Here is a 24,105-nt window from a genome sequence, read left to right as displayed (position 1 = left end):
CGCTACGTCAGGAACGGGTGCAGGACGGCGTAGAACAGCGCGGCCACCGCGGCCGCGGCGGGCAGGGTCAGCACCCAGGCGAGCACGATGTTCTTCGCGACGCCCCAACGCACCGCACTGAGCCGCTTGGTCGCGCCGACGCCCATGATCGCGGACGACACGGTGTGCGTCGTCGAGACCGGGGCGTGCAGGGCGAACGCGCTCACGTAGAGGATCGACGCGGACACCGACTCGGCGACGAAACCGCGAGCGGGGTCGACCTCGATGATCTTGCGGCCGAGCGTGCGCATGATGCGCCAACCGCCCGAGTACGTCCCGAGCGAGATCGCTCCCGCGGCGCAGATCTTGACCCAGAGCGGGATGCCCGCGTCCGGGTCGGCCCAGCCGACGGTGAGGAGCGCGAGGTAGATGACGCCCATCGTCTTCTGCGCGTCCTGGAGGCCGTGGCCCAGCGCCATCGCGGACGCCGAGACGGTCTGCGCGAGGCGGAATCGGCGGAACGTCTTGGCGGGTGCCGCGTTCCGGAACAGCCAGAGGACCCCGATCATGACCGCGAACGCGAGGCAGAAGCCGAGCACCGGCGAGAAGACCATCGGGATGACGACCTTGTCCCACACGTGGGACCAGTAGATGCCGAGACCCCCACCACGCCCGCGCCGACGAGCCCGCCGATGAGCGCGTGCGTCGACGACGACGGCAGCCCGAACCACCAGGTGATGAGGTTCCAGCAGGTCGCGCCGATCAGGGCGCACAGGATGACGGTCAGCGACTGGTTGTTGGACGCGTCCCCGAGGTCGACGATCGACTTCGCGATCGTCTCCGCCACGGCCGTGCCGAGGAGCGCGCCGACGAAGTTCATGACGGCGGCCATGGTCAGGGCGATCCGCGGGGTGAGCGCCCGGGTGGAGACCGAGGTCGCGATCGCGTTCGCCGCGTCGTGGAAGCCGTTGGTGTAGTCGAACCCGAGGGCGAGCGCGACGATGACGACGACGAGTGCCGCTTCCACCGGGGCTCAGGACTCCTTGAGCGCGATGGTCTCGACGGTGTTGGCCACCTTCTCGAAACCGTCGGCCGCAGCCTCGAGGATCTCCACGACCTCCTTGAGCTTCATGAGCTCGATGGGGTCGGACACGTTGTCGAACAGCTCGGCGAGGAGCTTGCGGTGCGCCTTGTCGGCCTGGTTCTCCAGGCGGTTGACCTCGACCCAGTACTCGGCGAGGTCGGTGAGGTTGGAGCGGAGCCGCGGCATGGCCTCGGCGGTGAGCTCCGCGGCCCGCTGGAGGACCTGGACCTGGTCGGACACGCGCGCGGGGAGCTCGCCGATCCGGTACAGGACGATGAGGTCCGCGGCCTCCTCCATGTAGTCCATGCAGTCGTCGAGCGCGGACGTCAGCCCGTAGATGTCGTCGCGGTCGAACGGGGTGACGAACGTCTGGTTGAGGCGGCGCATGATCGAGTGGGTCGACTCGTCGGCGTCGTGCTCGGCCTCGCTGAGCTGCTTGGCGAGCTCCTTGCGCTCGGGCCGGTCTGCCCCGAGCATCTCGGCGAGCAGGTTGGACCCCGTCACGAGGTGCTGGGCGAGCTCCGTCAGGAGGTCGAAGAACGTGGTGTCGCGCGGCGTCAGGCGCAGGGGCACGGTGGGCTCCGGAGGGGGTGCGAGGGGTCACGAGCAGGTCGTGGCCCCGCAGGACGGTTCCAATGTAACGGAGCGCTCTGTGCGCCTCGTAACCGGGGCGTGTCGCGTCCTGGTGAGCGCGACACCGGGCCGGGAGCGCCTGTCGGCGCGAAGGCCGCTCGTAGCGGCTGAGTGTGGAGCCCGGGGCTACCGCGACCCGGTGTCGCGGTCCCTATCCTACGGGCCGCGGGCTCGTGCCCGACGCCGCGGCGGTCAGTCGAGCTTGCCCTGGCGCCACAGCGAGGCGGCGTGCTCGAGCTCCTCGGCCGTGCCCTGCAGCGAGGCGGCGCCGCGGGTGAGACGCTGCGCCCAGGCCGCGTCGATGTCGTCGCGGGAGTCGGCGTCGTGCGTGGCGCCGATCGCGAGGATGCGGCAGAAGGCGGCGGCCCGTTCGAGCGCGACCGCGAGGTCGCCCGCGTACACGCCGGAGAGGACGTCGTCGGCGACGCGGCGCACCTCGTCGGGCCCGGGCGGGCTGGCGACGCCGGCGACCACCTCGGCGACGGGGGCGGCGTGCACACCGAGCCGGTAGCGCATGGCGACCACCTCCCCGTCGCGGCGGACCCACTCGCGCAACGCGTAGAGCCGCCACAGGGCGCCGGGGAGGGTGGCGGGTGCGGCGTCGGACCAGAGCCCGGCCACGACGTCGAGCCCTTCACGCTCCACGAGCCGCACGAGCCGGTCGACGACGGCGGGATCCTCGGTCTCCCGTGCGCCCCGGACGAGCGAGGCGGCGGTGGTGTGGGCGACCTGGTCGCGCAGGGCGGGGTCGAGCCCGCCGGGGATCTCGTCGGCGTCGCGCGGGTCGAGCATCGCGGGTCGGCGGGGTCGCCGGGCCCGCTCGTCGGAGGGCGGTGTCATGCGTCCAGCGTCGCACGCGGCGGCTCCGCGGGAGGGCACGGCGGAGCCACAGCAGGCTCTAGTTGCTTGATGCAAGCAAGCGTTCTATCATTGCTAAGAGCAAATGTTGTGGACGGCACCCGACCGTCCCGGAAGCAGGCAGACATGAGCACCCTCACCCCCCAGCCCCCGCCCCGGCGGCACGGCACGGCATCCCCGGCCTCGGCGCGGACGCCGCGACCGTCGACGGCCTCGTCGGCGCGCTCGAAGAGCTCGGCCGCGCACAGCGCGAGTCGGCGAGCACGACCGCACGCGACCTCGGTTGCGCCCGGTCGAGCCTCGCCGTGCTGCGGATCCTCGAGAAGAACGAGGTCCCGCTGCAGATCGGCGACCTCGCCCACGCCATGCGCATCGACGTCTCCGTCGCGAGCCGTCAGGTCGGCGCGCTCGTGCGCGACGGGTACGTCGAACGGGCGGTCGACGCCGACGACCGCCGCGCCCGCACCCTCGCGCTCACCGACAGCGGACGCGAGCTCGCGGCCGAGGCGTTCGCCGTCTGGCGCGAACGCGCCCGCCACGTCTTCGGGGACTGGTCCCCGGACGAGCTGCAGGACGCCGTCCTGCAGCTCCGCAAGATCGCGGACAGCGTCGTCCGACACCACGACACCCCTGACCACCGTGCCATGACCGGAAAGGGCACCACCGTATGACCACCACCACCGAAGCCACCGTCGCGGAGGGATCACCCTCCGGGACCGGGCCCACCGCCGGAAAGCCCGCCATGACCCGGCGCGAGACGCTCGAGGCGATGTCGGGCATCCTGCTCGGGATGTTCGTCGCCCTCCTCGCGACGTCCGTCGTCTCGTCCTCGCTGCCGAAGATCGTCTCCGAGCTCCACGGCTCGGGGAGCTCCTACACGTGGGTCGTCACCGCGACCCTCCTCACCACGACGATTACCACCCCCATCTGGGGCAAGCTCGCCGACATGACCAACCGCAAGCTGCTGGTCCAGGTGGCTCTGGTCGTCGCGGTGCTGTCGTCGGCCGCGGCCGGTCTGTCCCAGAACGTGGGCGAGCTCATCCTCTTCCGCGCCTTCCAGGGCATCGGCGCCGGTGGTCTCACCGCCCTCGGCACCGTCCTCATCGCCGACATCGTCTCCCCGCGCGAGCGCGGCAAGTACATGGGCCTCATGGGCGGCGTCATGGCCATCTCGATGGTCGGCGGCCCGATCCTCGGCGGCACCCTGACCGACTCGATCGGCTGGCGGTGGGACTTCTTCGTCGGCCTGCCGTTCGCGATCGTCGCGATCGCCGTCCTCCAGAAGACGCTGCACCTGCCCAAGCGGACCAAGGGCGACTCCAAGATCGACTACTGGGGTGCGGGCCTGATCGCGGCCGGCGTCGCGCTGCTGCTCCTGTGGGTCACGTTCGCGGGCAGCAACTTCGACTGGCTCTCCTGGCAGACCTTCGCCATGGTCGGCGGGTCGCTCGTGCTCCTCGCCGCGGCCGCGCTCGTCGAGAAGCGCCTCGGCACCCAGGCGATCATCCCGATGCACCTGTTCAAGAACCGGACGTTCGTGCTCGCCGTCATCGCAAGCATCGCCGTCGGCGTGGCCATGTTCGGCTCGACCGTGTTCCTGAGCCAGTACATCCAGATCGCGAAGGGCCGCACGCCCACCGAGTCCGGGCTGCTGACCATCCCGATGGTCGCGGGCATGCTCGTGTCGTCGGTCGTCGTCGGCCAGCTCATCGCGCGCACCGGCCGGTACAAGTACTTCATGGTCGCGGGCGGCGCACTGCTCACGACCGGTCTGCTGCTCATGTCGACCATCGACTACCAGACGAGCTTCGTGACCGTGGGCATCTTCCTCGCGATCCTCGGCATCGGCGTCGGCATGCTCATGCAGAACCTCGTCCTCGCCGTGCAGAACGAGCTCGACGTCCACGAGGTCGGCGCGGGCACCGCGACGGTCGCCTTCTTCCGCACGCTCGGCGGCACGATCGGCGTGTCCGTGCTCGGCGCCGTCCTCACCACCAAGGTGACGTCGTCGCTCACGGAGGGCCTCGCCAAGCTGGGCGTGACCACCGGCCTCTCGAGCGGCAGCTCGCTCCCCGAGGTGAACACGCTCCCCGGCCCGGTCCGGACCGTCGTCGAGCGGGCGTACGGCGACGGCGTCGCCGAGATCTTCCTCGTCGCCGCCCCGCTGGCGCTCGTCACCGTGATCGCCTGCCTGCTGCTCAAGGAGATCCCGCTCGGCACGAAGTCCGGCGTCGAGCTGATGCTCGACGAGCAGGACGGCGCCGCGGGCGGCGGGCTGACGGCCGCGCAGGCCGAGCACCGCGCGGAGCTCGACGCCGCGATGTCCGTCGTCGCGCCCACCAGCTCCGAGGAGCCGGAGCCGCGCCACGCGGCCCGGCAGGACGCCGGAGTCGGCCAGGGCTGACGCTCTTCTCCCACGCGCACCAGAACGGGGCGGCTACCACTGTGGTGGTAGCCGCCCCGTTGCCGTCACAATAGGCCGCATGACTACTGGCAGCACCGCCGGTCCCAGCCCGGCCGCGACCGCGGGCACCGCCGCCCGCCCGCCCCTCAACCGAGTCGAGCAGGAGCTCCGCATCGTGCTGCGCCGCGCCGCCGCGGCCCAGTCGGAGCTCGCGCGACGCATCCACCCCGACCTCGACGCGAGCGCCTACCCGCTGCTCGCGATCATCGTCGCCGAGCCGGGCGTCCACGCCACGGAGCTCGCGCGGCGGTTCGGCATCGGCCGGGCCACGATCTCGCGTCAGCTCAGCCGCCTCGACGAGCTCGGGCTGATCCACCGCGCAGTCGACCCCGAGGACAACCGGGGCCAGCTCCTCACCGCGACCGAGTCCGGCCACGCCCACGTCGAGGCGGCGCGCGCCGCGCGCCTCCAGTACCTCTCGGAGGTCTTCGCCGACTGGCCGGACGACGACGTCTCCACGCTCGCGAACCTCCTCGCGCGCTACAGCGCGAGCGTCGACGAGGTGCGTGGGCGGGAGGCCGAGTAGGCGCTCAGGCGCCCGGCTCGAAGCTCAGCGACACCGAGTTCATGCAGTAGCGGTCGCCGGTCGGGGTCTGGTGCGCGTCGTCGAAGACGTGCCCCAGGTGCGAGCCGCAGCGCGCGCAGCGCACCTCGGTGCGCACCATGCCGTGGGTGCGGTCCTCGATCAGCTCGACGGCGTCCGAGTCCTGCGGCTTGAAGAAGCTCGGCCACCCGCAGTGGGAGTCGAACTTGGTGTCGGAGCGGAAGAGCTCCTGGCCGCACGCCCGACAGCGGTACACGCCGGTGCGCTTCTCGTCGAGCAGCTCACCGGTCCACGGGCGCTCGGTCGCCGCGTGGCGCAGCACCGCGTACTCCTGGGGGTCGAGCTCGGCCTTCCACTCGGCGTCGGTCTTGGTGACCTCGTAGCCGTTCGCAGGGCTCGGCTGGGAGAACAGGTTGTTCAGGGACATCAGGCACCTCCGGCTCTTCCAACCGTAGGGCGCACCCGCGTGTTCCGACCCCGGCGCCGACAGTGACGCCGGGGTCGAGCGTCAGCGGGGCGTGGACGTCGAGTAGACGGCGGGGCTGCCGGCACCGCGCTGAGCACGGCCGCGACCACCCCGACGACGGCCGCCACCGGACGACGACCCGCCCGCGGCCGCACCGGCTGCACCGCGCGACGCGGGCTGCGACGTCGAGCGCGCCTGGGCGGGCTGCGCCCCCTGGCGCTGGCCCTGGGTCCGGGCGCCCTGCGCGCCGCGCGCGGCCTGCTGCTGGCCGCCGCCCGCGGCACCCGAGCCGCCGCGGCCCCGGCGGCGACGCCCGGCCGAGCTCCCGCCCGACGACGACGCGGCACCGGCGGGCTTCGAGCCGCCGCGCTGCTGGGGCGCAGGCGGGGCGGCGGGCGCCACGTAGGCGGCGCGCTCGCCGATCAGCGCCTCGACCTGCGGGTCGCCGACGCCGGTGCGACGCGGGGCCGCCGTGATGCGCGCCTTGCGCAGGAGGTCCTTGACGTCGCCGGTCTGCTCGGGCAGGACGAGCGTCACGACGTCGCCGCCCGACCCGGCACGCGCGGTGCGGCCGGAGCGGTGCAGGTACGCCTTGTGCTCGGCGGGCGGGTCGACGTGCACGACGAGCTCGACCTCGTCGACGTGGATGCCGCGCGCCGCGATGTCCGTGGCGACGAGGACCTTGACGGCCCCCGACGTGAAGGCCTCGAGGTTGCGCTCGCGCGCGCCCTGGCCGAGGTTCCCGTGGAGCTCGACGGCGGGGACGCCGTCGGCGGTGAGCTGCTTGGCGAGCTTCTTGGCCTGGTGCTTGGTGCGCATGAACAGGACGCGACGGCCCGTCCCGGACGCGAGGTCGTGGACGAGCTGCTTCTTGACTCCGGCGTCGGCGAGGAGCAGGACGTGGTGCGTCATCTCGGCGACGGGCGCGGCGGCCGGGTCGACGGCGTGCGTGACGGGGTCGTGCAGGTAGCGCTGGACGATCTTGTCCACGCCGTTGTCGAGCGTCGCGGAGAACAGGAGCCGCTGGCCCTGCTTGGGGGTGCGGTCCATGATCCGCTTCACACCGGGCAGGAACCCGAGGTCGGCCATGTGGTCGGCCTCGTCGAGGACGGTGATCTCGATGCCGTCGAGCGTGAGGAGCTTCTGGTTGAGGAGGTCCTCGAGGCGGCCGGGGCACGCGACGAGGACGTCGATGCCGGCGTCGAGCGCGGCGACCTGCTTGCCCTGCCCGACGCCGCCGAACACGGTCGTGGTCCGCAGCCCGAGCGCGTTCGCGAGGGGCGCGAGGGTCGCGTCGATCTGGTTGGCGAGCTCGCGGGTCGGCGCCAGGACGAGGGCGCGGGGCCGGCGGGCCTGGCGACGGGTGCCCGACGCCGCGAGGCGCGTCACGACCGGGAGCGAGAACGCGAGCGTCTTGCCCGAGCCGGTGCGGCCGCGGCCGAGCACGTCGCGCCCGGCGAGCGTGTCGGGGAGGGTCGCCGTCTGGATGGGGAACGGGGACTCGATGCCCTGGTCGGCCAGCGTACGCACGACGGCGGCGGGCAGGGCGAAGTCGGTGAAACGGGATGTCATGAGAAGCCTCTCGCGTCCGGCGCGCGGGGCGCTCGACGGGCGGCACGCACGCGTGCTCGACGATCGGCGCTCCGGTCGGACGGGTTGGGTAGGTCGTGGTCGCCGCGCGAGGGTCTCGGGGGAATCTCCACGACGTCAGGCGCGCGGGAGTCGCGCTGCCTGGTGCCTAGTCTCCCACACGGACCTGGGAGGACCTCAGAGCAGGGCTGCGGCGAGCAGGCGGAGGGTCTCCTCGCGCGCCGGCGACGACGCCGCTCCCGTACCCGTGTGAGCCCCGGCGATCGGGGCGACCATCACCTCGTCGGTGCGCAACTCGTCGGCGACGGCGCGGACCCGGGCCGCCGCCTCGTCGGGCGATTCGACGATCCACGACTGCGCGAGCCGCTCCGCGGCGGCCTGGTCGGCGGCAGGCAGCGGAGCCGCCTCGGCGTCCTCGACGAGCTCCTGGGGGCGAGCGGGCCACCCGATCGCAGGCGCCACATGCTGCGGGCCTGCGGGAGCGCGAGCCGCCGGGCCTCTTCCGTCGTCTCGGCGACGACCGCGTTCACGACGCCGATCGTCCGCGGCTCGGCGAGGCGCTCCGACGGGCGGAACTGCGACCGGTAGGCCGCGAGCGCCTCGAGCGTGCCACCGCCGCCGAAGTGGTTGGCGAACACGTACGGGAGCCCGTTCGCCGCGGCGAGCTGCGCGGAGTACATCGAGGAGCCGAGCAGCCAGATCGTCGGCTCGGTCGTGGCGCGCGGGGTCGCGGCGAGGTCGTAGCGCTGCGACCCGAGCGCGAGCGACACACCACCGGGCGCGAGGAGACCCGCGACCGTGGCGACGTCGTCGGGGAAGGCGTCCACGCCGTCGTCGGGCCGGACGCCGCGGCGCAGCAGGTGGCTCGTCACGGGGTCGCTGCCGGGCGCGCGCCCGATGCCGAGGTCCACGCGGCCGGGGAACGCGGCCTCGAGCAGCGCGAGCTGCTCCGCGACTGCCAGGGGCGCGTGGTTGGGGAGCATGACGCCGCCCGAGCCGATCCGGATGCGCGACGTCGCCGCCCCGACGAGGGCCATGAGGACGGGCGGGTTGGTGGCCGCGACCGCACGCATGTTGTGATGCTCGGCCAACCAGTAGCGGGTGAAGCCGAGGTCGTTGGCGGTCCGGGCCAGCGCAAGGGTCGCCGCCAGGGCGTCCGCGGTGGACTGGTCGGAGCGGACGGGGACGAGGTCGAGCACGGACAGCCGGAGCGCGCGGTCGGTCATGCTCGGGCAACCTCCCGGGTGGGCGGAGCATTCCGCATGGTTCGATGGGCGCCGTGACCGACGTCCTCTCCGACATCTGGCATCGCGCCACCACCGTCGCGCCTGCCCCCGACGCGCGAGTCGCGCTCACGGCCGCCGCGGTGGCCGCGCTCGTCGTGCTCGTGACCCCCGTGTGGCGGGTCGCGCGGAACGTCATCACGATCGCGCACGAGGGCGCGCACGGCGTTGTCGCAGTCCTGTGCGGGCGCAGGCTCGCGGGGATCCGGCTCCACTCCGACACCTCGGGCCTGACTGTCTCGAAGGGCCGGACGCGCGGGTTCGGGATGGTCGCGACGGGGTTCGCGGGCTACGTCGGGCCGGGCGTGCTGGGGCTCGGCGCCGCATGGCTCACCAGCCGCGGGTACGGGGTCGGGGTGCTGTGGCTCGTCCTCGTCGCGCTCACCCTGCTGCTCCTGCAGATCCGGAACTGGTACGGGCTGTGGTCGGTCCTCATGACCGGCGCGCTGCTGTTCGTCGTGACCTGGTGGCTCGACGCCCGGTGGCAGGTCGGCATCGCGTGGACGCTGAGCTGGTTCCTGCTGCTGGGCGCCGTCCGGCCGGTCGTGGAGCTGCAGGCGGACCGGCGGCGGGGTCGGGCCCGGTCGTCGGACGCGGACCTCCTGGCCCGGCTCACAGGTGTCCCCGGGTTGTTCTGGGTGGTCGTGTTCGGGCTCGTCACCGTCGGCTGCGCCGTGCTCGGCGGGCGCCTGCTCTGGCCATGACGCGGACGTGCGAAGGCCCGACGGCGCACCACCGTCGGGCCTTCGCAGCACCCGGGCACGGCCCGGGCGCGATGTTCGTCGTCGCTCAGGGCTGCGGCGCGAGCACGAACGCCGTCCCGGACGCCGCCGGGTCGGTGTCGAGCGTGAGGTGGTCGAGCGCCGGGGCGGTCGCGGCCTCCACGAAGACACGGGCCTCGTCCTCGACGACCACCTGGTCGTCGGCCTGCGGCGCCGGCACGACAGCGAGCTCGAGGCTGCCGGCGACCGTCGGCGACTCCGCGATGCGCAGGCCCCCGTCGGGTCCGACACCGGCCTGGGAGGCGAGTCCGACGACGGCGGTCCGGGCGTTCTCGGTCAGGGTGAGCATGATGCTCCTCTCGTTTCCGGTGAGGGCCGTGCCCCCGGGGGCGGGCCTCGCTGACGTCTCCACCCGAGCATCCGGCGGCCCGCACCAGCAAGCGCTTCGGGGCGTTTTGGCACGATCTTCCCGCTGAGCGGGACGAGGTGTGCACAGTCGACGGGGTGTCGCGTAAGGTCCGCGCGCCTCGCCCCCGACCACCCGCACCGGCGGCCGAGCGCCGCGTAGACTCGCGGCGGGTCGCGGTCCACCGCGCCCGGGCCTCTAGCTCAATTGGCAGAGCTGCGGACTTTTAATCCGTAGGTTGTGGGTTCGAGCCCCACGGGGCCCACCAAAAAGGCTCTTCCCAGATGAGGGTGTAGGTCGGGCTGGCGCGTCGGTCCGCGGGTAGGTGTCGAGGTCTCCCGAAGATGGAAGTTCTGACGCTCACCATCTGGAAGACCTCGACGTGCTTGACGCTACCCCGCCGGCTGGATTCGGCCACCCCGACCTGACGACCTTCGCCCGACTCGACGGCCTCGGCCTGGTTGTGGTCGGCCAGCGCCTTGAGCTCGACCGTGCCGTCCTCGCGTGCCGCGTTGTCGAGCCCGACCGCTGGTGCCGCCGCTGCGGCGGGGAAGGTCTTGCACGTGACAGCGTGGTTCGGCGACTCGCGCACGAGCCGCTGGGCTGGCGCCCGACCGTCCTCGAAGTCCTCGTGCGCCGCTACCGGTGCCGCGAGTGCGGACACGTGTGGCGACAAGACACCACCGCGGCGGCCGAACCGCGCGCGAAGTTGTCGCGAGCCGGGCTGCGGTGGGCGCTGGAAGGGATCGTCGTGCAGCACCTGACCGTGGCCCGTGTCGCCGAAGGTCTCGGAGTCGCGTGGGACACCGCGAACGACGCCGTTCTGGGCGAAGGGCAGCGTGTCCTGATCGATGACCCGGCCCGGTTCGAGGGTGTGGCCGTGATCGGCGTCGATGAGCACGTGTGGAGGCACACCAGGCGGGGTGACAAGTACGTGACCGTGGTCATCGACCTCACCCCGGTCCGCGACGGCACCGGGCCCGCGCGGTTGCTGGACATGGTCGCCGGCCGTTCCAAGTCCGCGTTCAAGACCTGGCTCGCGGCCAGGGCGAAGGCGTGGCGTGACGGCGTGGAGGTCGTTGCGATGGACGGGTTCACCGGGTTCAAGACAGCCGCCGCTGAGGAGGTCCCGGACGCGGTCGCAGTGATGGATCCCTTCCACGTCGTGCGGCTGGCCGGCGACGCCCTCGACCGGTGTCGGCGACGCGTCCAGCTGCGGATCCTTGGCCACCGCGGGTTCAAGGACGACCCGCTCTACAAGACCAGGCGGACCCTGCACACCGGCGCCGGCCTGCTCACCGACCGTCAGGTCGAGCGGATCACTGCCCTGTTCACCGACGACCAACACGTCGAGGTCGAAGCGACCTGGGGCATCTACCAACGCATGATCACCGCCTACCGCCACGAAGATCGTCGCCGTGGCCGCGAGCTGATGGACAAGCTCATCACCGACCTGAGCGCCGGCGTCCCGAAGACGCTGACCGAGTTGATCACGCTGGGCCGGACGCTGACCAAGCGCGCCGCCGACGTGCTGGCCTACTTCGACCGGCCCGGCACATCCAACGGCCCGACCGAGGCCCTGAACGGCCGGCTCGAACACCTCCGCGGGTCCGCCCTCGGATTCCGCAACCTGACCAACTACATCGCCAGATCCCTCCTGGAGACCGGCGGCTTCAGACCCCGACTACACCCTCGATTGGGATGAGCCACCAAAAGCCCGCTCCTTCCATCTTCATGGAAGGAGCGGGCTCTTTCAGGCGAGAACTCGACCGACCGGCCGATCCGACACCTCTACCTGAAGACGTGTCTACTTGAACACGTGCCGCGTCGCGTCCGCGACGGTCTTCCCGACGTCTTGGACGGCGTCGCGCACCGTGTCCTTGGCCCCGGTTGCCGCCTCGGCCACCCGCCGGCCGGACTTGCTGAAGCCTGCCTTCGTCCGGCTGGCCGCCCCGGCGGGAACGCTCTCGTCGATCGTGTCATCGCGCATGTCGTCGCGCCGGACCTCGGTCTCGGCGGGTTCTGCCGGCTGTGCCCGGCGCATCTTGTCGCTGCCCATGGCGGGCTCCTCACATCGACCGCCCGAACGCGTCGCGTCCGCGGCGGCTTGATTTCTTCATTCTACTCCGAAATTCCCGAGCGACGGGTCGCGGAAAGAAAAAATGGGAGCTCGTCGACCCGCGCTTTTCGGCTCCGCCGGCAGTAGAATAGAAATATCCGGCGCGGAGTTTCTTCAGAAAGTGGGAAGCCGACCGTCGAACCTCGGCAAGGAGGGCATCATGCCCGTCTCCCCGCAGTCCTCCACGTCGGCGCCTGGCCCGGTCACGGTCCCGCAGACGACACCACCGACCAGCGGCCCGGCCCTCGTGCCCGCCACGAAGGAGACCTCCCGGCCCGCCGCGCGCTTCTGGGTGGGCCTGGTCCTCGTCGCCGTCGTCGTCGTGGCGCTGCTGATCTTCCTGCTCCAGAACACCGCGAACGCGCAGGTGTCGTTCCTCGGCTGGTCCGGATCCGTCCCGCTCGCGCTCTCCCTGCTCGTCACAGCGGTGGGCGTCGCGTTCATCGCCCTCGTGCTCGCGGAGATCCGGGTCGGCCGGGTCCGTCGACGCGCCCGCCGAGGCCGCACCCTGTAGGCGGCGTCGCTCGAGCCGCCGAGCCCGAGCACCCTTGCGGAGCCCCGGCCGCGGAAACGCGGACCGGGGCTCCGCTGCGCGTGTCGCGCGCCCGATCCCGCGCTGTAACCCGACGGAAACAGCCGGTGGCTAACGTCACCGTCGAGAGGTCCCGAACGGTTCCAGGACGAGGAGGCGAGCCCGCATGGAGTCCTCGCAAGGCCCGTCCTGCTGGAACCGGGGCACCATCGCCCACGGGCATCCGAGCGCCTGACCTGCCGCCCGCCGTCGTGCGGCTGCCGTCCTCCCCGCTCGCCCACCGCCCCCGAAGGAGCCTCCCGTGTCCTTGCTGACCCCTGACGCACCCACCACACCACCGGCCGCGCCCCCACTGCCCCTGCCCCGCAACCTCACGTTCGAGCCCGACGACTGGCGCGTGCTGACCCGCTACTGGTACCCGGTCGCGAAGAGCGGCGAGGTCACCGAGGGCCCGCTGGGCGCGACGCTGCTCGACGTGCCGCTCGTCGTCTACCGGTTCGACGGCGAGGTCGTCGTCGCCGACAACCTGTGCACGCACCGCGGCATGATGCTGAGCCTCGGCGAGGACCAGCACGACGGGAAGGGCATCAAGTGCCCGTACCACGGGCTCCGCTTCGGGGCCGCGGGCCGCTGCACGTCGATCCCGGCCCACCCCGACGACAAGATCCCCGAGCGCATGCACCTGCGGTCGTACGGCGCCGTCGAGCGGTACGGGCTGGTGTGGGCGTGCCTCGCAGCGCAGCCCGGCGACGAGCCCGACATCCCGCCGGTCCCGCACTGGGACGACGCCGGGTTCCAGCAGATCAACTGCCCGTGGATCGACATCGAGGCGTTCGCGGGGCGGCAGGTCGAGGGGTTCCTCGACGTCGCGCACTTCGCGTTCGTGCACGAGAAGTCGTTCGCGGACTCGTCCAACCCGGTCGTCCCCGACTACACCCCGGTCACCACGGCGGACGGTTTCGAGACCGAGTACTGGTCGAGCATGGGCAACGTCCCGCTCGGCGTCGAAGCGGACATCCCCGACGGCTTCCTGTGGCTCCGGCACTACCGGCTGCACGTCCCGTTCACGGCGAGCCTCGTGGTCCACTTCCCCGACGGCGCCCGCCTGAGCATGATGAACGCCGCCTCGCCCGTCTCGGCGAAGAAGACGCGCCTGTTCGACGCGCGGTGCCGCAACTTCGACACCGACAAGCCGGTCCAGGACGTCTACGACTTCAACCGGCAGGTCTTCGAGGAGGACCGGGCCATGGTGGAGAACCAGAAGCCGGAGAACCTGCCGCTCGACCCGAAGCTCGAGGTCCACATCCCCGCCGACCGGTCCTCGATCGCCTACCGGCGGGCGCTGCGCGACGTCGGCCTGAGCGCGTTCTTCACGGCATGAGCGCGCCCGAGCTGGTCGACGTCGTCGTCCGGAGCGTCGAGCCCGCGGGCGAGCGGGTCGTGCTCCTCGACCTCGGCCCCGCCGACGGCGCCACGAGCCTCCCGCCGTTCACCGCGGGCGCGCACGTGGACGTCCACGTCGGGGGTTCGTCCGGCAGTACTCGCTCGTCGGGAGCGACGACGACCCCTCCCGCTACCTCGTCGCCGTCCTGCGCGAGCGGGCGGGCCGCGGCGGGTCGGCGGCCGTCCACGACACGGTCCGCCCCGGCGACCGCCTGCAGGTCTCGGCGCCTCGCAACACGTTCGCGCTCGACCCCGACGCCGAGCACAGCGTCCTCGTCGCCGGCGGGATCGGGCTGACCCCGCTCGTCGCGATGGCCGAGCGCCTGCACCGGGAGGGTCGGTCGTTCGAGCTGCACGTCTACACGCCGTCGGCCGCGACCCTGCCGCTCGGCGCGCACCTGGCGACCCGACCGTGGCGCGACCGGGTCGTCACGCACTTCAGCGCGTACGGGGACAGCTTCCGGAGCAACGCACCGCGCGTCGTGCCGCGCCCTTCACCCGGGGTGGCGCTGTACGTGTGCGGGCCGCTCGGCCTGGTCGCCTCGGCGACGGCGTGCGCGTCGGCGCTCGAGTGGCCGCGGGCGGACGTCCACGTCGAGCACTTCGAGCGGGCCGTGCCCGTCGAGACCGGCGGCGACGCGTTCACCGTGGTCGCGGCCTCGACCGGGCAGCGCCTCGACGTCGGCGAGGACGAGACGATCGCCGAGGTCCTGCAGCGCGCGGGCTTCGAGGTCTTCCTGTCCTGCGAGCAGGGGATCTGCGGCTCGTGCCTCACGGGCGTCGTCGACGGCGTCCCCGAGCACCGCGACGAGGTGCAGAGCCCCGACGAGCACGCCGCGAACACGCAGGTCAACGTGTGCTGCTCACGGTCGCAGACCCCCACCCTGACCCTGGCCGTGTGACACCACCCGACCGTCCCGACCGAACGGCCGTCCGAACCGAGCGAGAGAAGGCCCCATGACGCCTGCACCCCGACGCTTCACCCTCACGGTGTTCTGCGGCTCCGCGCCCGGCCACGACCCCCTCTACCGGGCGGCGGCCGTCGAGGTCGGCCGCGCGATCGGCCGGCACGGCATGGACCTCGTCTACGGGGGCGGCCACGTCGGGCTCATGGGCGCCGTCGCCGACGCCGCGCTGCGGGCGGGTGCGCACGTCACCGGGGTCATCCCCGCTGCGCTGCAGGCGCGCGAGGCCGTGCACGAGGACCTCACCGACCTCGTCCTGGTCGACAGCATGCACGAGCGCAAGACGATCATGTCCGAGCGCGCAGACGGCTTCCTCGCCCTCCCGGGGGCCCCGGCACGCTCGAGGAGCTCACCGAGCAGTGGACGTGGGCGCAGCTCGGCCTGCACGAGAAGCCGTGCGGCGTCCTCAACGTGGGCGGCTACTTCGACCCGCTCCTCGCGTTCGTCGCGGGCATGCGGGACCGGGGCTTCACGCACCCGCGGTACGTGGACATGCTCGTGGTCGCGGACGACGTCGACGACGCGCTCGAGCGGCTGCGGACGTACCGCCCGCCCGCGCGCTCGGACGCCTCGCCGGGCGCCGAGATGGCGGACCGGCTGGCCGCGGCGGTCGCCCCGTGACCGCCTCAGCACCCGCCGTCGGCGCCGTGACCGCCGTGCGGGACGCCGTCGTCGTCCCGACCCTGCAGCCCGGGCGGGGCCCGGTCCGCGCGGCCACCTACCTCAGCGCCGACCCCGCACACGTGCTGTGGGGGCGGCTCCCCTGCGCGACGGACGCCCCCGTCCTCACGGTCGACCCCGGCACCGAGGTCACCATCGACACGGTCAGCCACGAGGGCCTGCTCGAGGACCAGGGCCGGGACCCGGTCGCGTTCTTCGCGCGCCACGGCGTCGACCCCGGCGACGTGCTCGCGGACGGCATCGCGCTCGCGGCCTCGGACCGGCCGCGCGACCCGCACGACGACGGCCCGCACGTCGTCACCGGACCGATCGCCGTCCGCGGGGCGCTGCCCGGCGACGTGCTCACCATGACGGTCGTCGAGGTCGTGCCGCGCGTCGGCTACGGCGTCGTCTCGAACCGCCACGGGCGGGGCGCGCTCCCGGGAGAGCTCCCGGAGGGGCCGGAGACGGTCAGCGTCTTCACGCGCCTGCGCGCGGACGGACCGGGCTCGTACACGCTGAGCATGCCGCGCGGCGCCGGCGAGCGGACGGTCGAGTTCCCCGCCGACCCGTTCCTCGGGATCATGGGCGTCGCGACCGCGACCGACGAGCGCGCCCACTCGGTCCCGCCGGGCCCGCACGGCGGCAACGTGGACATCCGCCTGCTCACGCCGGGGGCGGCCCTGCACCTGCCCGTCCAGGTGCCCGGCGCGCTCGCCTACGTGGGCGACCCGCACTTCGCGCAGGGCGACGGCGAGGTCGCGCTCACCGCCGTCGAGGGCTCGCTGCGCGCGACCATCCGGTTCGACGTCGTGCCCGCGGCCGTCGCGACGGAACGCTTCGGCGAGCTCACGGGTCCGCTCGTCGAGACCCCCACCCACCTGGTCCCGACCGGGCTCGACGAGGACCTCGACGAGGCCGTGCGCGCGTGCGTGCGGAACGCGATCGCGCTGCTCACGGCCCGCTACGGCTTCGACCGCGCGCACGCACTCGCCTACCTGAGCGCGGCGACGGACTTCGACATCTCGCAGGTCGTCGACCGGGTGAAGGGCGTGCACGCGCGGATCCGGATCGCGGAGATCGCATGACGCCGCCGGTCCCGTTCGCGGGCGACCCGGCGCCCGACGGCCTCATCGAGGCGTTCTGGGCGTACGAGGCGGCGCTCATGGCGGACGACGTCGCGTCCCTCGACCGGCGGTTCGCCCCCGGCGACGCGACGCTGCGGGGTGACGCACGCGGGCTGCTCGTCGGGCACGACCGCATCGCCGCGTTCCGCGCGGCCCGCGGCGGGGCCCCGGCACGCGCCGTCACGCAGGTCCACGTGCAGCGCGCCGCCGACGACGTCGCTCTCGTCGTCGCCGTCACGCGGAACGACGCGGGCGGCGTCGGGCAGCAGACCCAGCTCTGGCGGCGAGGGACCGCCGGCTGGCAGGTCACCGCGGCGCACGTGAGCCACACGCCGCCCGGCGCGCTCGACCCGAGCGTGTGGCGGGTCGCCGGGACCCCGCTGGTTGCGGGCAGGCCCGACGGCCCGCTGCGCGGGCAGGGCGTGGCGGTCAAGGACCTGTTCGCGGTCGCGGGGTTCGCGGTCGGCGCAGGCGTCCCGTCGTTCCTCGCCGGGCGCTCGCCCGAGCCCGCGCACGCACCCGCGGTGCAGACGTTGCTCGACGCCGGCGCGAGTGTCGTCGGGATCGCCCGGACGGACGAGCTCGCGTACAGCGTCGCGGGCCGCAACCCGCACTACGGGACGCCCGTCAACGCCGCCGTGCCCGGGGGCCTCCCGGGGGCTCGTCGAGCGGTCCCGCGAGCGCCGTCGCGCTCGGGCAGGCGAGCATCGGGCTCGGGACGGACACGGCGGGCTCGATCCGTGTCCCCGCGTCCTACCAGGGCCTGTGGGGCCTGCGGACGACACACGGCGCGGTGTCCCGCGAGGGGCTCGTGCCGCTCGCGCCCCGCTACGACACGGTCGGGTGGCTCGCTCGCGACGCCGCGACCCTGCTCGACGTCGCGTGCGTCGGCCTCGCGGGGGCGACGCAGCGGGCGGGCGCTGGGCGGCTGGCGGTCGTCGACCTGTGGTCTGCGGGCCTGGACGCGCCCGTCGCCGAGACGTTCCGCCGCACTGTCGACACCCTGACCGCCGCCGGCTTCGACGTGGACCCCGTCGCCGTGGACGTGGGCGACCTCGGCGACCTGTACGAGGCGTTCCGCGTCACCCAGGCGTACGAGGCGTGGCAGCAGCACGGCGCATGGGTCACGGCCCACCCGGGCGCGCTCGGCACCGAGGTCGCGGCCCGGTTCGCGGCTGCGGCCCGGGTCACGGCCGCCGAGGCCGCGGCTGCGGACCGCGTGGTCGCGGACGCTCGCACACGGATCGAGGACCGGGCGGAGGGCCGGGTCCTGCTGCTGCCTTCGGCCTCGTCACCCGCACCCGACGCCGCGGCCCCCGCCTCGGTCGTCGAGGCGAGCCGCGCCGCGACCCTCCGCCTCACCTGCCTGGCCGGGATCACGGGCCGCCCCGCGGTGTCGGCCCCCGTGATGACCGTCGACGGCGGACCCGTCGGTCTGAGCCTCGTCGGCACGCGCGACGGCGACCTCGCGACGCTCGCGCTCGCCCACCAGGTCGCCGCCGCCCTCCGCCCCATCCGGCACGACGAACCCGTGACCGCGCCAGCAAGGACCACACCATGACGACGCTCGAGACCCGCAGCCCCGCCGCCCCCGCCGCGGTCGCACCTTCCCCGCGATCGACCCGCCGCGCCGGCTCCTCATGGGCCCCGGTCCGATCGACGCCGACCCCCGGGTCCTCCGCGCGATGTCCGCTTCGCTCGTCGGCCAGTACGACCCCGTGATGACGCGGTACATGACGCAGACGCAGGAGCTGTACCGCACGGTCTTCCGGACGACGAACGACGCGACCCTGCTCGTCGACGGCACGTCGCGCGCCGGGATCGAGGCGGCGCTCGTGTCGCTCGTGTCCCCCGGCGACCGGGTCCTCGTGCCCGTGTTCGGGCGGTTCGGGCACCTGCTCCGTGAGATCGCCGAGCGGGCCGGCGCCGAGGTGCACGTGATCGAGCGCGAGTGGGGCACGGTCTTCCCGACCTCGGAGCTCGTCGCCGCGCTCGACCGCGTCCGCCCGACGCTGCTCGCGCTCGTCCACGGCGACACCTCGACGACGGTCGCCCAGCCGCTCGACGAGATCGGCGCCGTCTGCCGCGCGCAAGGCGTGCTCCTCTACACCGACGTGACGGCGTCGCTCGGGGGAACACGTTCGCGATGGACGAGTGGCGGGTGGACGCCGCGACCGCGGGCCTGCAGAAATGCCTCGCGGGGCCGTCCGGCTCGTCGCCCGTGAGCCTGTCCGAGCGGGCGGTCGAGGTGATCGGACGGCGCACGAGCGTGGAGGCCGGGCTGCGTGACGACCCCGACGACGGCCCCTCGCCCGGGCGCGACCGGATCCGCTCCAACTACCTCGACCTGGGCCAGATCCTCGCCTACTGGGGGCCGCAGCGGCTCAACCACCACACCGAGGCGACCTCGATGCTCTACGCGGCGCACGAGTGCGCGCGCCTGCTCGCCGAGGAGGGCTTGGACGCGGCGGTCGCCCGCCACGCGCTGCACGGCTCGGCGATGGTCGCGGGGCTCACGGCGCTGGGGCTCACGCTGTTCGGTGACCAGACGCACCGGATGAACAACGTGGTGGGCGTCGAGATCCCCGCCGGCATCGACGGCGAGGCGGCGCGCGCGGCCCTGCTCCGCGACTTCGCGATCGAGATCGGGACGTCGTTCGGCCCGCTGCACGGTCGGATCTGGCGGATCGGCGTCATGGGCTACAACGCCCGCAGGGACACCGTCCTCACGACGCTCGCCGCGCTCGAACACGTGCTGCGTGCCGGCGGCGTCCGGGTCACGGGAGGGGCGGGCGTCGGCGCCGCCGTCGAGCGCTACACGGAGGCGGCATGACGACGACGGCCACGACGACAGCCACCGGGCGCGCCGCGACCGCCGCCGCGCGGGTCATGGCGCGCGCCGACGAGCTCGGCGCGATCAGCGCCCGCCCGGACGCACTCGAGCGCACCCACCTCACCCCCGAGCACCGGCGCGCGGCGGACCTCGTGGGCGCCTGGATGGGGGAGGCGGGGCTCGCCGTCCACGAGGACGCGGCCGGGAACCTGTGCGGCCGCCTCGAGGGCGCGCGCCCCGGCCTGCCGGCCGTGCTGCTGGGGTCTCACGTCGACACCGTGCCCGACGCCGGCCGGTACGACGGGATGCTCGGCGTCCTGCTCGCGATCGAGGTCGCCCGAGGCGTGCGGCCCGGCGAGCTGCCGTTCGCGCTCGAGGTCGTCGCGTTCTCCGACGAGGAGGGCACGCGCTTCGGGAGCGCGCTCAGCGGGTCGCGGGCGCTCGCCGGGTCGTGGGTCGAGGACTGGTGGGGCTTCACGGACTCCGACGGCGTCACGATGGCGGACGCGTTCGCGGCCTACGGGCTCGACCCTTCTCGCGTGGGTGAGGCGGCACGCGAACCCGGGTCGCTCGTCGCCTACCTGGAGGCGCACATCGAGCAGGGACCATTCCTCGAAGAGGCGGACCTCCCCCTCGCGGTGGTGTCGTCGATCGCCGGGGCGCGACGCTTCGCGCTCACCATGACCGGGCGCGCCGGGCACGCCGGCGGCACGCCCTACGAGCGCCGGCGCGACGCGCTCGTCGGGGCCGCGGAGCTCGTGGTGGAGGTCGAGCGGATCGGGCGCTCGTCGGGCGTGGTCGCGACCGTCGGGCGTCTGCAGGCCTTCCCCGGCGGGGTGAACGTCGTCCCGGGGGTCGTCGAGCTGAGCCTCGACCTGCGGGCCGCCGACGACGCCGCCCGCGACGCCGCCTGGGTCCGGATCGAGGCGGCCGCCGAGCGCATCGCCGCCGCCCGGTCGCTGCGGTTCGGCGCGACCGAGACGTACCGCGCGGACGCGGTGGCGTGCGCGCCCTGGCTGCGCGACGCCGTCCGCGCCGGGATCGACGCCGCCGGGGCGCCCGAGCCGCTGGCGCTGTGGTCCCGCGCGGGGCACGACGCGATGGTCGTCGCAGGGGTCGCCCCCGTGGGCATGCTGTTCGTGCGCAACGGGAACGGCGGCGTGAGCCACAGCCCCGACGAGATCGTCGCCGAGGCCGACGTCGCCGTCGCGCTCGACGCGTTCGCAGCCACCGTCGCGGAGCTCGCCCACCGGTTCGAGTCCGACGACGCGGCGAGGGTCGCGTCGGACGAGGACCGGACACCGGAGGACCGCACATGACGCACGATCCGTCCGCCGACCCCACGACCCTCACGGGCGACGCCCTCGCCGCGAGGCTGCGCCCGGCGCTCGGTGTCCGCCGCTGGGTCGACGACGTCGTCGGCGGCGCCCCGTACGCGACCGTCGACGCGCTGGTCGACGCCGCGGTCGGGGCCGCGACCCCGCTCACCGCCGCAGAGATCGACGAGGCGCTCGCGGCGCACCCCGGATCGGCGAGCGACCGAGCGCGACGCACGGCGAGGTGGAGGCGCGCTTCTCTCAGGCGGAGCAGGCGTCGTCGGACGCGGACGACGCCGACCTCGCCGCCCGGCTCGCCGACGGGAACCGCGCGTACGAGGACCGGTTCGGCCGCGTGTTCCTCATCCGCGCCGCGGGCCGGACACGCGCCGAGATCCTGGCCGAGCTGGACCGACGGCTGGGGCTCGACGACGACGCGGAGCAGAGCGTCGTCGCCCAGCAGCTCCGCGAGATCATGGCGTCGCGGCTCCGCGCGACGTTCGCGGACGTCGCGAAGCCGGCGCCGACCGACACCCCGAGCCTGGTCACCACCCACGTGCTCGACACGGCCGCCGGACGCCCGGCGGCGGGCGTCCCGGTCCGCCTGGACGCCCTGGTGCAGGGCGAGTGGCGTGGGCTCGGCTCCGCGGTTACCGACGACGACGGCCGGGTCCGGACGCTCGGCCCCGGCACCCTGACGCCCGGCCGGTACCGTCTCACGTTCGACACCGCGGAGTACCTGGCCGAGGCCGACGACGAGCACGGCGGAGGAACGGCGTTCTTCCCCGAAGTCACCGTGACGTTCGTCGTCGGACCGGACGACGAACACCTGCACGTCCCCCTGCTTCTGAGCCCGTTCGGCTACTCCACCTACCGCGGCAGCTGAGCCGGCCCGCCACCGGCGGAAGGCAAGCCTCTCTCCAGCTCAGATCTACTCCGTCGCTCGCCGCAGGGCTGAGACACGGGGGTGTCCGGGCAGGCTCGGACGCGCGGCGCGATCGGTCAGGAGGGCTCGTCGGAGACCTCTCAGGAGGGTGGGTCGCCGTCGTCGCGCGTGGTGGTCTCGGGACGCGACGGCCTTGATCCCGACCGCGGTCTGGCGGTCGATGGCGCTGCCGGTGCTGTGGGTCTCGACGGCGTTGCTGCTGTCGGTCGCGCCTGGTGCGGTGGGGTGCGCGGCGGCAGCTGTGTCGCAGGCGGCGCCTCTGGAGCGGGTGGTGGCCCGTGTCGGGTGGGGCCGGTGGGCAGGGTGGGGTCGGTGGGTCGGGCCGGGGTGGTGTAGCGGTGTCCGGAGGGCGCGGTCCAGGTGATCGTGTTGTCGGGGTCGCGGCTGGTGGTCCATCCGCCGTGGGTCTTGGCGTTGTGGTGGGCCCGGCACACGGGGTGCAGGTTGTCGGCGCGGGTCTGCCCGGCGGTGGGGCGGGCGGGGTCGAACGGGTCGAGGTGGTCCAGGTCGCACCGGGTCGCGGGGACGGGGCAGCCGGGGAACGTGCATGTGGCGTCGCGGGTGCGGACCAGGTCCCCGAGCACCACGCCGGGCCGGTAGGCGGTGCGGGACACGTCGGTGGCGACGCCGGTGGCGGGGTCGGTCAGGATCCGGCGCCAGGTCGCGTCGCCGCCCGCGGCCAGGACCCGGGCCACCGCGGCGGGGACCGGGCCGTACCCGGCCAGGACGGCCGGGGACTCATCGAGCCCGAGCAGGGTCGTGGCTGCGACCGTCACGTTCACGACCGTCCGGACCGCCCCTGAGCCGATGGAACCGACCGAACCGGTCGCACCGGTGGCGGGGATATCGCTGCCGGGGACATCGCTGCCGGTCATGGTGGTCTGCGCTGCGCCGTCTTGGGTCGTCGTCTCGGTGCCGGTCGTGCCGGTGACGAGGTCGGTGAGGGTGTCGGCGCGGGCCTGGGCCAGGGTCCGGGTCTCGCCCGGGGCGCAGACCGCGGTACGTGAGAGGTCCTCGACCCGTGCCCAGACGCGGGCGGCATCCGCCGCGGGAAGGAGCGCGGTCAGCCAGGCCATCTGGTCCGGTGCGGGGTCGATCCACACGTGCCGGCGATCCGCGGCCGCGGCCTGCGCCCGCACGCTCGCGGCACCCGGGTCGGCCTCGATCGCGGCCCGGCGCAGCCGCTCACGCAGCTGGGCCGGGGTCAGCCCGATCGCGGGGCCCGGCGCGTCCGCGGTGCCAACGAGGTCGGCTGCGACCCGTTCACGCACCGCGACCGGGACCGCGTCGTAGGAGACCAGGACGTCCGCGCGGGCGGTGTCGATCCACCCGCCGGCCAGGGCGTCGGCGACCTCGGGTGCCCGGCCCAGCCCGGCCGCTCGGCCGACGAGGGCCGTCGCGGTGCGCCGAGAGGTCACCAGCGCAGCCGTGAGCTCGTGCACGACCGCGTCCGCCGCTCGCGACGAGGACCCGCCCCGGGCCAACAGCTCCCCGACCACCCGGGCCTGCTCGGCCGCCGCCCACGACGCGACCTGCTGCCACGCCACGACCGCGTCCACGAGCGCGTCGTCCGCCACCTGCGACAGGTCCGCCCCCGCGAGCCGGCGCGCCGCGTCCAGGACCACGCCGCCGACCGGGCCACGACCGGAAGCGGTCTCCGCCCGCCCGCCGTGCGGGGTCGCCGGTTCGCTGCAGGAAGCGGGCTCGGGCACGGCCACGTCGGGCACGCCGTGGCGCACCCCGGGCCCGACCTCGAGCGCCTTGAGCAGCACGCTCACCAACGCGAGCTCGACCAGCGACGCAACGCCCGAGACCGGTTCCGGCGGGCCGGGACCTTGAGCCCGTTCGATGGCTGCAGCGCCTCGTTCGACCGCGGCGGCGCGCGGGGACGCGGCGACCGGACCGGTCACCGCCTCTCTCTCACCACCCAACGGTTCGAACACGTGTTCGATTCTAGCGGGGCGAGGGGCGGCGCGCCAGGGCCCGGGGCAAACCTGTGGACCGCGGCCCGCGACCCGTTCGCCGGCGAGTCCTCACCGTCGGCGAACGGGGCGTCGCCGTCGGCGAACGGGGCGTCACCGTCGGCGGACCCTGCGTCACCGTCGGCGAACGGGGCGTCGCCCTCGTCACTGGCG

22 protein-coding genes, 1 tRNA gene and 5 pseudogenes are annotated in these 24,105 nt (G+C 73.8%); 19 read left to right on the top strand and 9 right to left on the bottom strand.

Annotated features, from left to right (window positions below):
• Positions 1 to 2 precede the first annotated feature (2 nt).
• The 3 genes and pseudogenes from QQK45_RS11230 to QQK45_RS11220 form a co-directional block, all read right to left on the bottom strand.
• Positions 3 to 1,006 (bottom strand): annotated as a pseudogene (locus QQK45_RS11230) (inorganic phosphate transporter).
• 6 nt (positions 1,007 to 1,012) lie between these two features.
• Positions 1,013 to 1,636, bottom strand: a complete 624-nt coding sequence (locus QQK45_RS11225) for a DUF47 domain-containing protein (RefSeq protein ID WP_284293318.1) — start codon at positions 1,634 to 1,636, stop codon at positions 1,013 to 1,015.
• A 252-nt stretch (positions 1,637 to 1,888) separates the two neighbouring features.
• Entirely contained in the window at positions 1,889 to 2,488 is a 600-nt protein-coding gene (locus QQK45_RS11220) for a hypothetical protein (protein ID WP_284295026.1), read from the bottom strand.
• Positions 2,489 to 2,598: 110 nt separating this feature from the next.
• Between QQK45_RS11220 and QQK45_RS11215 the strand changes: the two genes are divergently transcribed.
• From QQK45_RS11215 to QQK45_RS11205, 3 genes are all read left to right on the top strand, one after another.
• A complete protein-coding gene (locus QQK45_RS11215) occupies positions 2,599 to 3,225 on the top strand; it encodes a MarR family winged helix-turn-helix transcriptional regulator (protein WP_284293317.1) in 627 nt (208 codons plus the stop codon).
• Positions 3,222 to 4,958 (top strand): MDR family MFS transporter, encoded by a 1,737-nt coding sequence (locus QQK45_RS11210; protein WP_284293316.1) that lies wholly within the window; start codon positions 3,222 to 3,224, stop codon positions 4,956 to 4,958. Before QQK45_RS11215 ends, QQK45_RS11210 begins: the two co-directional genes overlap by 4 nt.
• A 79-nt stretch (positions 4,959 to 5,037) precedes the next feature.
• On the top strand, positions 5,038 to 5,544 hold the full coding sequence (locus tag QQK45_RS11205) for a MarR family winged helix-turn-helix transcriptional regulator (RefSeq protein ID WP_284293315.1): 507 nt from the start codon (positions 5,038 to 5,040) through the stop codon (positions 5,542 to 5,544).
• A gap of 4 nt (positions 5,545 to 5,548) precedes the next feature.
• On the opposite strand, the gene msrB is transcribed toward QQK45_RS11205, so the two are convergent.
• From msrB to QQK45_RS11190, 3 genes are all read right to left on the bottom strand, one after another.
• Positions 5,549 to 5,989: a peptide-methionine (R)-S-oxide reductase MsrB gene (msrB, locus tag QQK45_RS11200; RefSeq protein WP_284293314.1), complete on the bottom strand. Its 441-nt coding sequence runs from the start codon at positions 5,987 to 5,989 to the stop codon at positions 5,549 to 5,551.
• Between the two features lie 81 nt (positions 5,990 to 6,070).
• Positions 6,071 to 7,600, bottom strand: coding sequence for a DEAD/DEAH box helicase (locus QQK45_RS11195; protein ID WP_284293313.1), 1,530 nt, complete (start codon positions 7,598 to 7,600; stop codon positions 6,071 to 6,073).
• 293 nt (positions 7,601 to 7,893) lie between these two features.
• Positions 7,894 to 8,844 carry an MsnO8 family LLM class oxidoreductase gene (locus tag QQK45_RS11190; RefSeq protein ID WP_348525212.1) on the bottom strand — a complete coding sequence of 317 codons (951 nt, stop codon included), beginning with the start codon at positions 8,842 to 8,844 and terminating at the stop codon, positions 7,894 to 7,896.
• Between the two features lie 44 nt (positions 8,845 to 8,888).
• Here QQK45_RS11190 and QQK45_RS11185 point away from each other — a divergent pair, with 44 nt between their 5' ends.
• Entirely contained in the window at positions 8,889 to 9,605 is a 717-nt protein-coding gene (locus tag QQK45_RS11185; RefSeq protein ID WP_284293312.1) for a M50 family metallopeptidase, read from the top strand.
• Between the two features lie 85 nt (positions 9,606 to 9,690).
• On the opposite strand, the gene QQK45_RS11180 is transcribed toward QQK45_RS11185, so the two are convergent.
• The gene (locus tag QQK45_RS11180) at positions 9,691 to 9,972 is read right to left on the bottom strand and encodes a Fe-S cluster assembly protein HesB (RefSeq protein ID WP_284293311.1); all 282 of its coding nucleotides are present in this window, start codon (positions 9,970 to 9,972) and stop codon (positions 9,691 to 9,693) included.
• Positions 9,973 to 10,221: 249 nt separating this feature from the next.
• Here QQK45_RS11180 and QQK45_RS11175 point away from each other — a divergent pair.
• Both QQK45_RS11175 and QQK45_RS11170 read left to right on the top strand, forming a co-directional pair.
• Positions 10,222 to 10,297, top strand: a tRNA-Lys gene (locus QQK45_RS11175).
• A gap of 114 nt (positions 10,298 to 10,411) precedes the next feature.
• Positions 10,412 to 11,734, top strand: a complete 1,323-nt coding sequence (locus tag QQK45_RS11170) for an ISL3 family transposase (protein WP_284292202.1) — start codon at positions 10,412 to 10,414, stop codon at positions 11,732 to 11,734.
• 102 nt (positions 11,735 to 11,836) lie between these two features.
• On the opposite strand, the gene QQK45_RS11165 is transcribed toward QQK45_RS11170, so the two are convergent.
• On the bottom strand, positions 11,837 to 12,088 hold the full coding sequence (locus tag QQK45_RS11165; protein ID WP_284293310.1) for a hypothetical protein: 252 nt from the start codon (positions 12,086 to 12,088) through the stop codon (positions 11,837 to 11,839).
• Between the two features lie 181 nt (positions 12,089 to 12,269).
• On the opposite strand from QQK45_RS11165, the gene QQK45_RS11160 reads away from it, so the two are divergent.
• The 13 genes and pseudogenes from QQK45_RS11160 (at position 12,270) to uraH (ending at position 21,910) form a co-directional block, all read left to right on the top strand.
• A complete protein-coding gene (locus tag QQK45_RS11160; protein WP_284293309.1) occupies positions 12,270 to 12,662 on the top strand; it encodes a LapA family protein in 393 nt (130 codons plus the stop codon).
• A 319-nt stretch (positions 12,663 to 12,981) separates the two neighbouring features.
• Positions 12,982 to 14,061, top strand: a complete 1,080-nt coding sequence (locus tag QQK45_RS11155) for an aromatic ring-hydroxylating oxygenase subunit alpha (protein ID WP_284293308.1) — start codon at positions 12,982 to 12,984, stop codon at positions 14,059 to 14,061.
• A complete protein-coding gene (locus QQK45_RS11150; protein WP_284293307.1) occupies positions 14,058 to 14,420 on the top strand; it encodes a hypothetical protein in 363 nt (120 codons plus the stop codon). Before QQK45_RS11155 ends, QQK45_RS11150 begins: the two co-directional genes overlap by 4 nt.
• Positions 14,421 to 14,434: 14 nt before the next feature.
• Positions 14,435 to 15,025 carry an iron-sulfur cluster-binding domain-containing protein gene (locus QQK45_RS11145; protein ID WP_284293306.1) on the top strand — a complete coding sequence of 197 codons (591 nt, stop codon included), beginning with the start codon at positions 14,435 to 14,437 and terminating at the stop codon, positions 15,023 to 15,025.
• Positions 15,026 to 15,080: 55 nt separating this feature from the next.
• Positions 15,081 to 15,709: pseudogene (locus QQK45_RS23210) on the top strand (LOG family protein).
• Positions 15,706 to 16,836, top strand: coding sequence for an acetamidase/formamidase family protein (locus QQK45_RS11130; RefSeq protein ID WP_284293305.1), 1,131 nt, complete (start codon positions 15,706 to 15,708; stop codon positions 16,834 to 16,836). Before QQK45_RS23210 ends, QQK45_RS11130 begins: the two are co-directional and overlap by 4 nt.
• Positions 16,833 to 18,436, top strand: a pseudogene (locus QQK45_RS23205) (AtzH-like domain-containing protein). The gene QQK45_RS11130 and the pseudogene QQK45_RS23205 overlap by 4 nt, the downstream one beginning before the upstream one ends.
• Positions 18,437 to 18,560: 124 nt before the next feature.
• Positions 18,561 to 19,100, top strand: coding sequence for an aminotransferase class V-fold PLP-dependent enzyme (locus QQK45_RS11115; protein ID WP_284293304.1), 540 nt, complete (start codon positions 18,561 to 18,563; stop codon positions 19,098 to 19,100).
• Positions 19,037 to 19,708: a pyridoxal-phosphate-dependent aminotransferase family protein gene (locus QQK45_RS11110; protein WP_284293303.1), complete on the top strand. Its 672-nt coding sequence runs from the start codon at positions 19,037 to 19,039 to the stop codon at positions 19,706 to 19,708. The genes QQK45_RS11115 and QQK45_RS11110 overlap by 64 nt, the downstream gene beginning before the upstream one ends.
• Positions 19,705 to 21,027 carry an allantoate amidohydrolase gene (locus QQK45_RS11105; protein WP_284293302.1) on the top strand — a complete coding sequence of 441 codons (1,323 nt, stop codon included), beginning with the start codon at positions 19,705 to 19,707 and terminating at the stop codon, positions 21,025 to 21,027. The genes QQK45_RS11110 and QQK45_RS11105 overlap by 4 nt, the downstream gene beginning before the upstream one ends.
• Positions 21,024 to 21,200, top strand: a pseudogene (locus QQK45_RS22250) (hypothetical protein); the annotation flags it as partial. The gene QQK45_RS11105 and the pseudogene QQK45_RS22250, both read left to right, overlap by 4 nt.
• Positions 21,201 to 21,268: 68 nt before the next feature.
• Positions 21,269 to 21,457: pseudogene (locus tag QQK45_RS23200) on the top strand (2-oxo-4-hydroxy-4-carboxy-5-ureidoimidazoline decarboxylase); the annotation flags it as partial.
• Positions 21,458 to 21,499: 42 nt separating this feature from the next.
• Positions 21,500 to 21,910 (top strand): hydroxyisourate hydrolase, encoded by a 411-nt coding sequence (gene uraH, locus QQK45_RS23195; protein ID WP_284295023.1) that lies wholly within the window; start codon positions 21,500 to 21,502, stop codon positions 21,908 to 21,910.
• Between the two features lie 140 nt (positions 21,911 to 22,050).
• On the opposite strand, the gene QQK45_RS11090 is transcribed toward uraH, so the two are convergent.
• On the bottom strand, positions 22,051 to 23,748 hold the full coding sequence (locus QQK45_RS11090) for an HNH endonuclease signature motif containing protein (protein WP_284293301.1): 1,698 nt from the start codon (positions 23,746 to 23,748) through the stop codon (positions 22,051 to 22,053).
• Positions 23,749 to 24,105 lie beyond the last annotated feature (357 nt).

The organism is Luteimicrobium album (assembly GCF_030161555.1).
GTDB classification, from domain to species: Bacteria; Actinomycetota; Actinomycetes; order Actinomycetales; family Cellulomonadaceae; genus Luteimicrobium; species Luteimicrobium album.
This window is presented reverse-complemented; position numbering and strand designations above follow the sequence as displayed.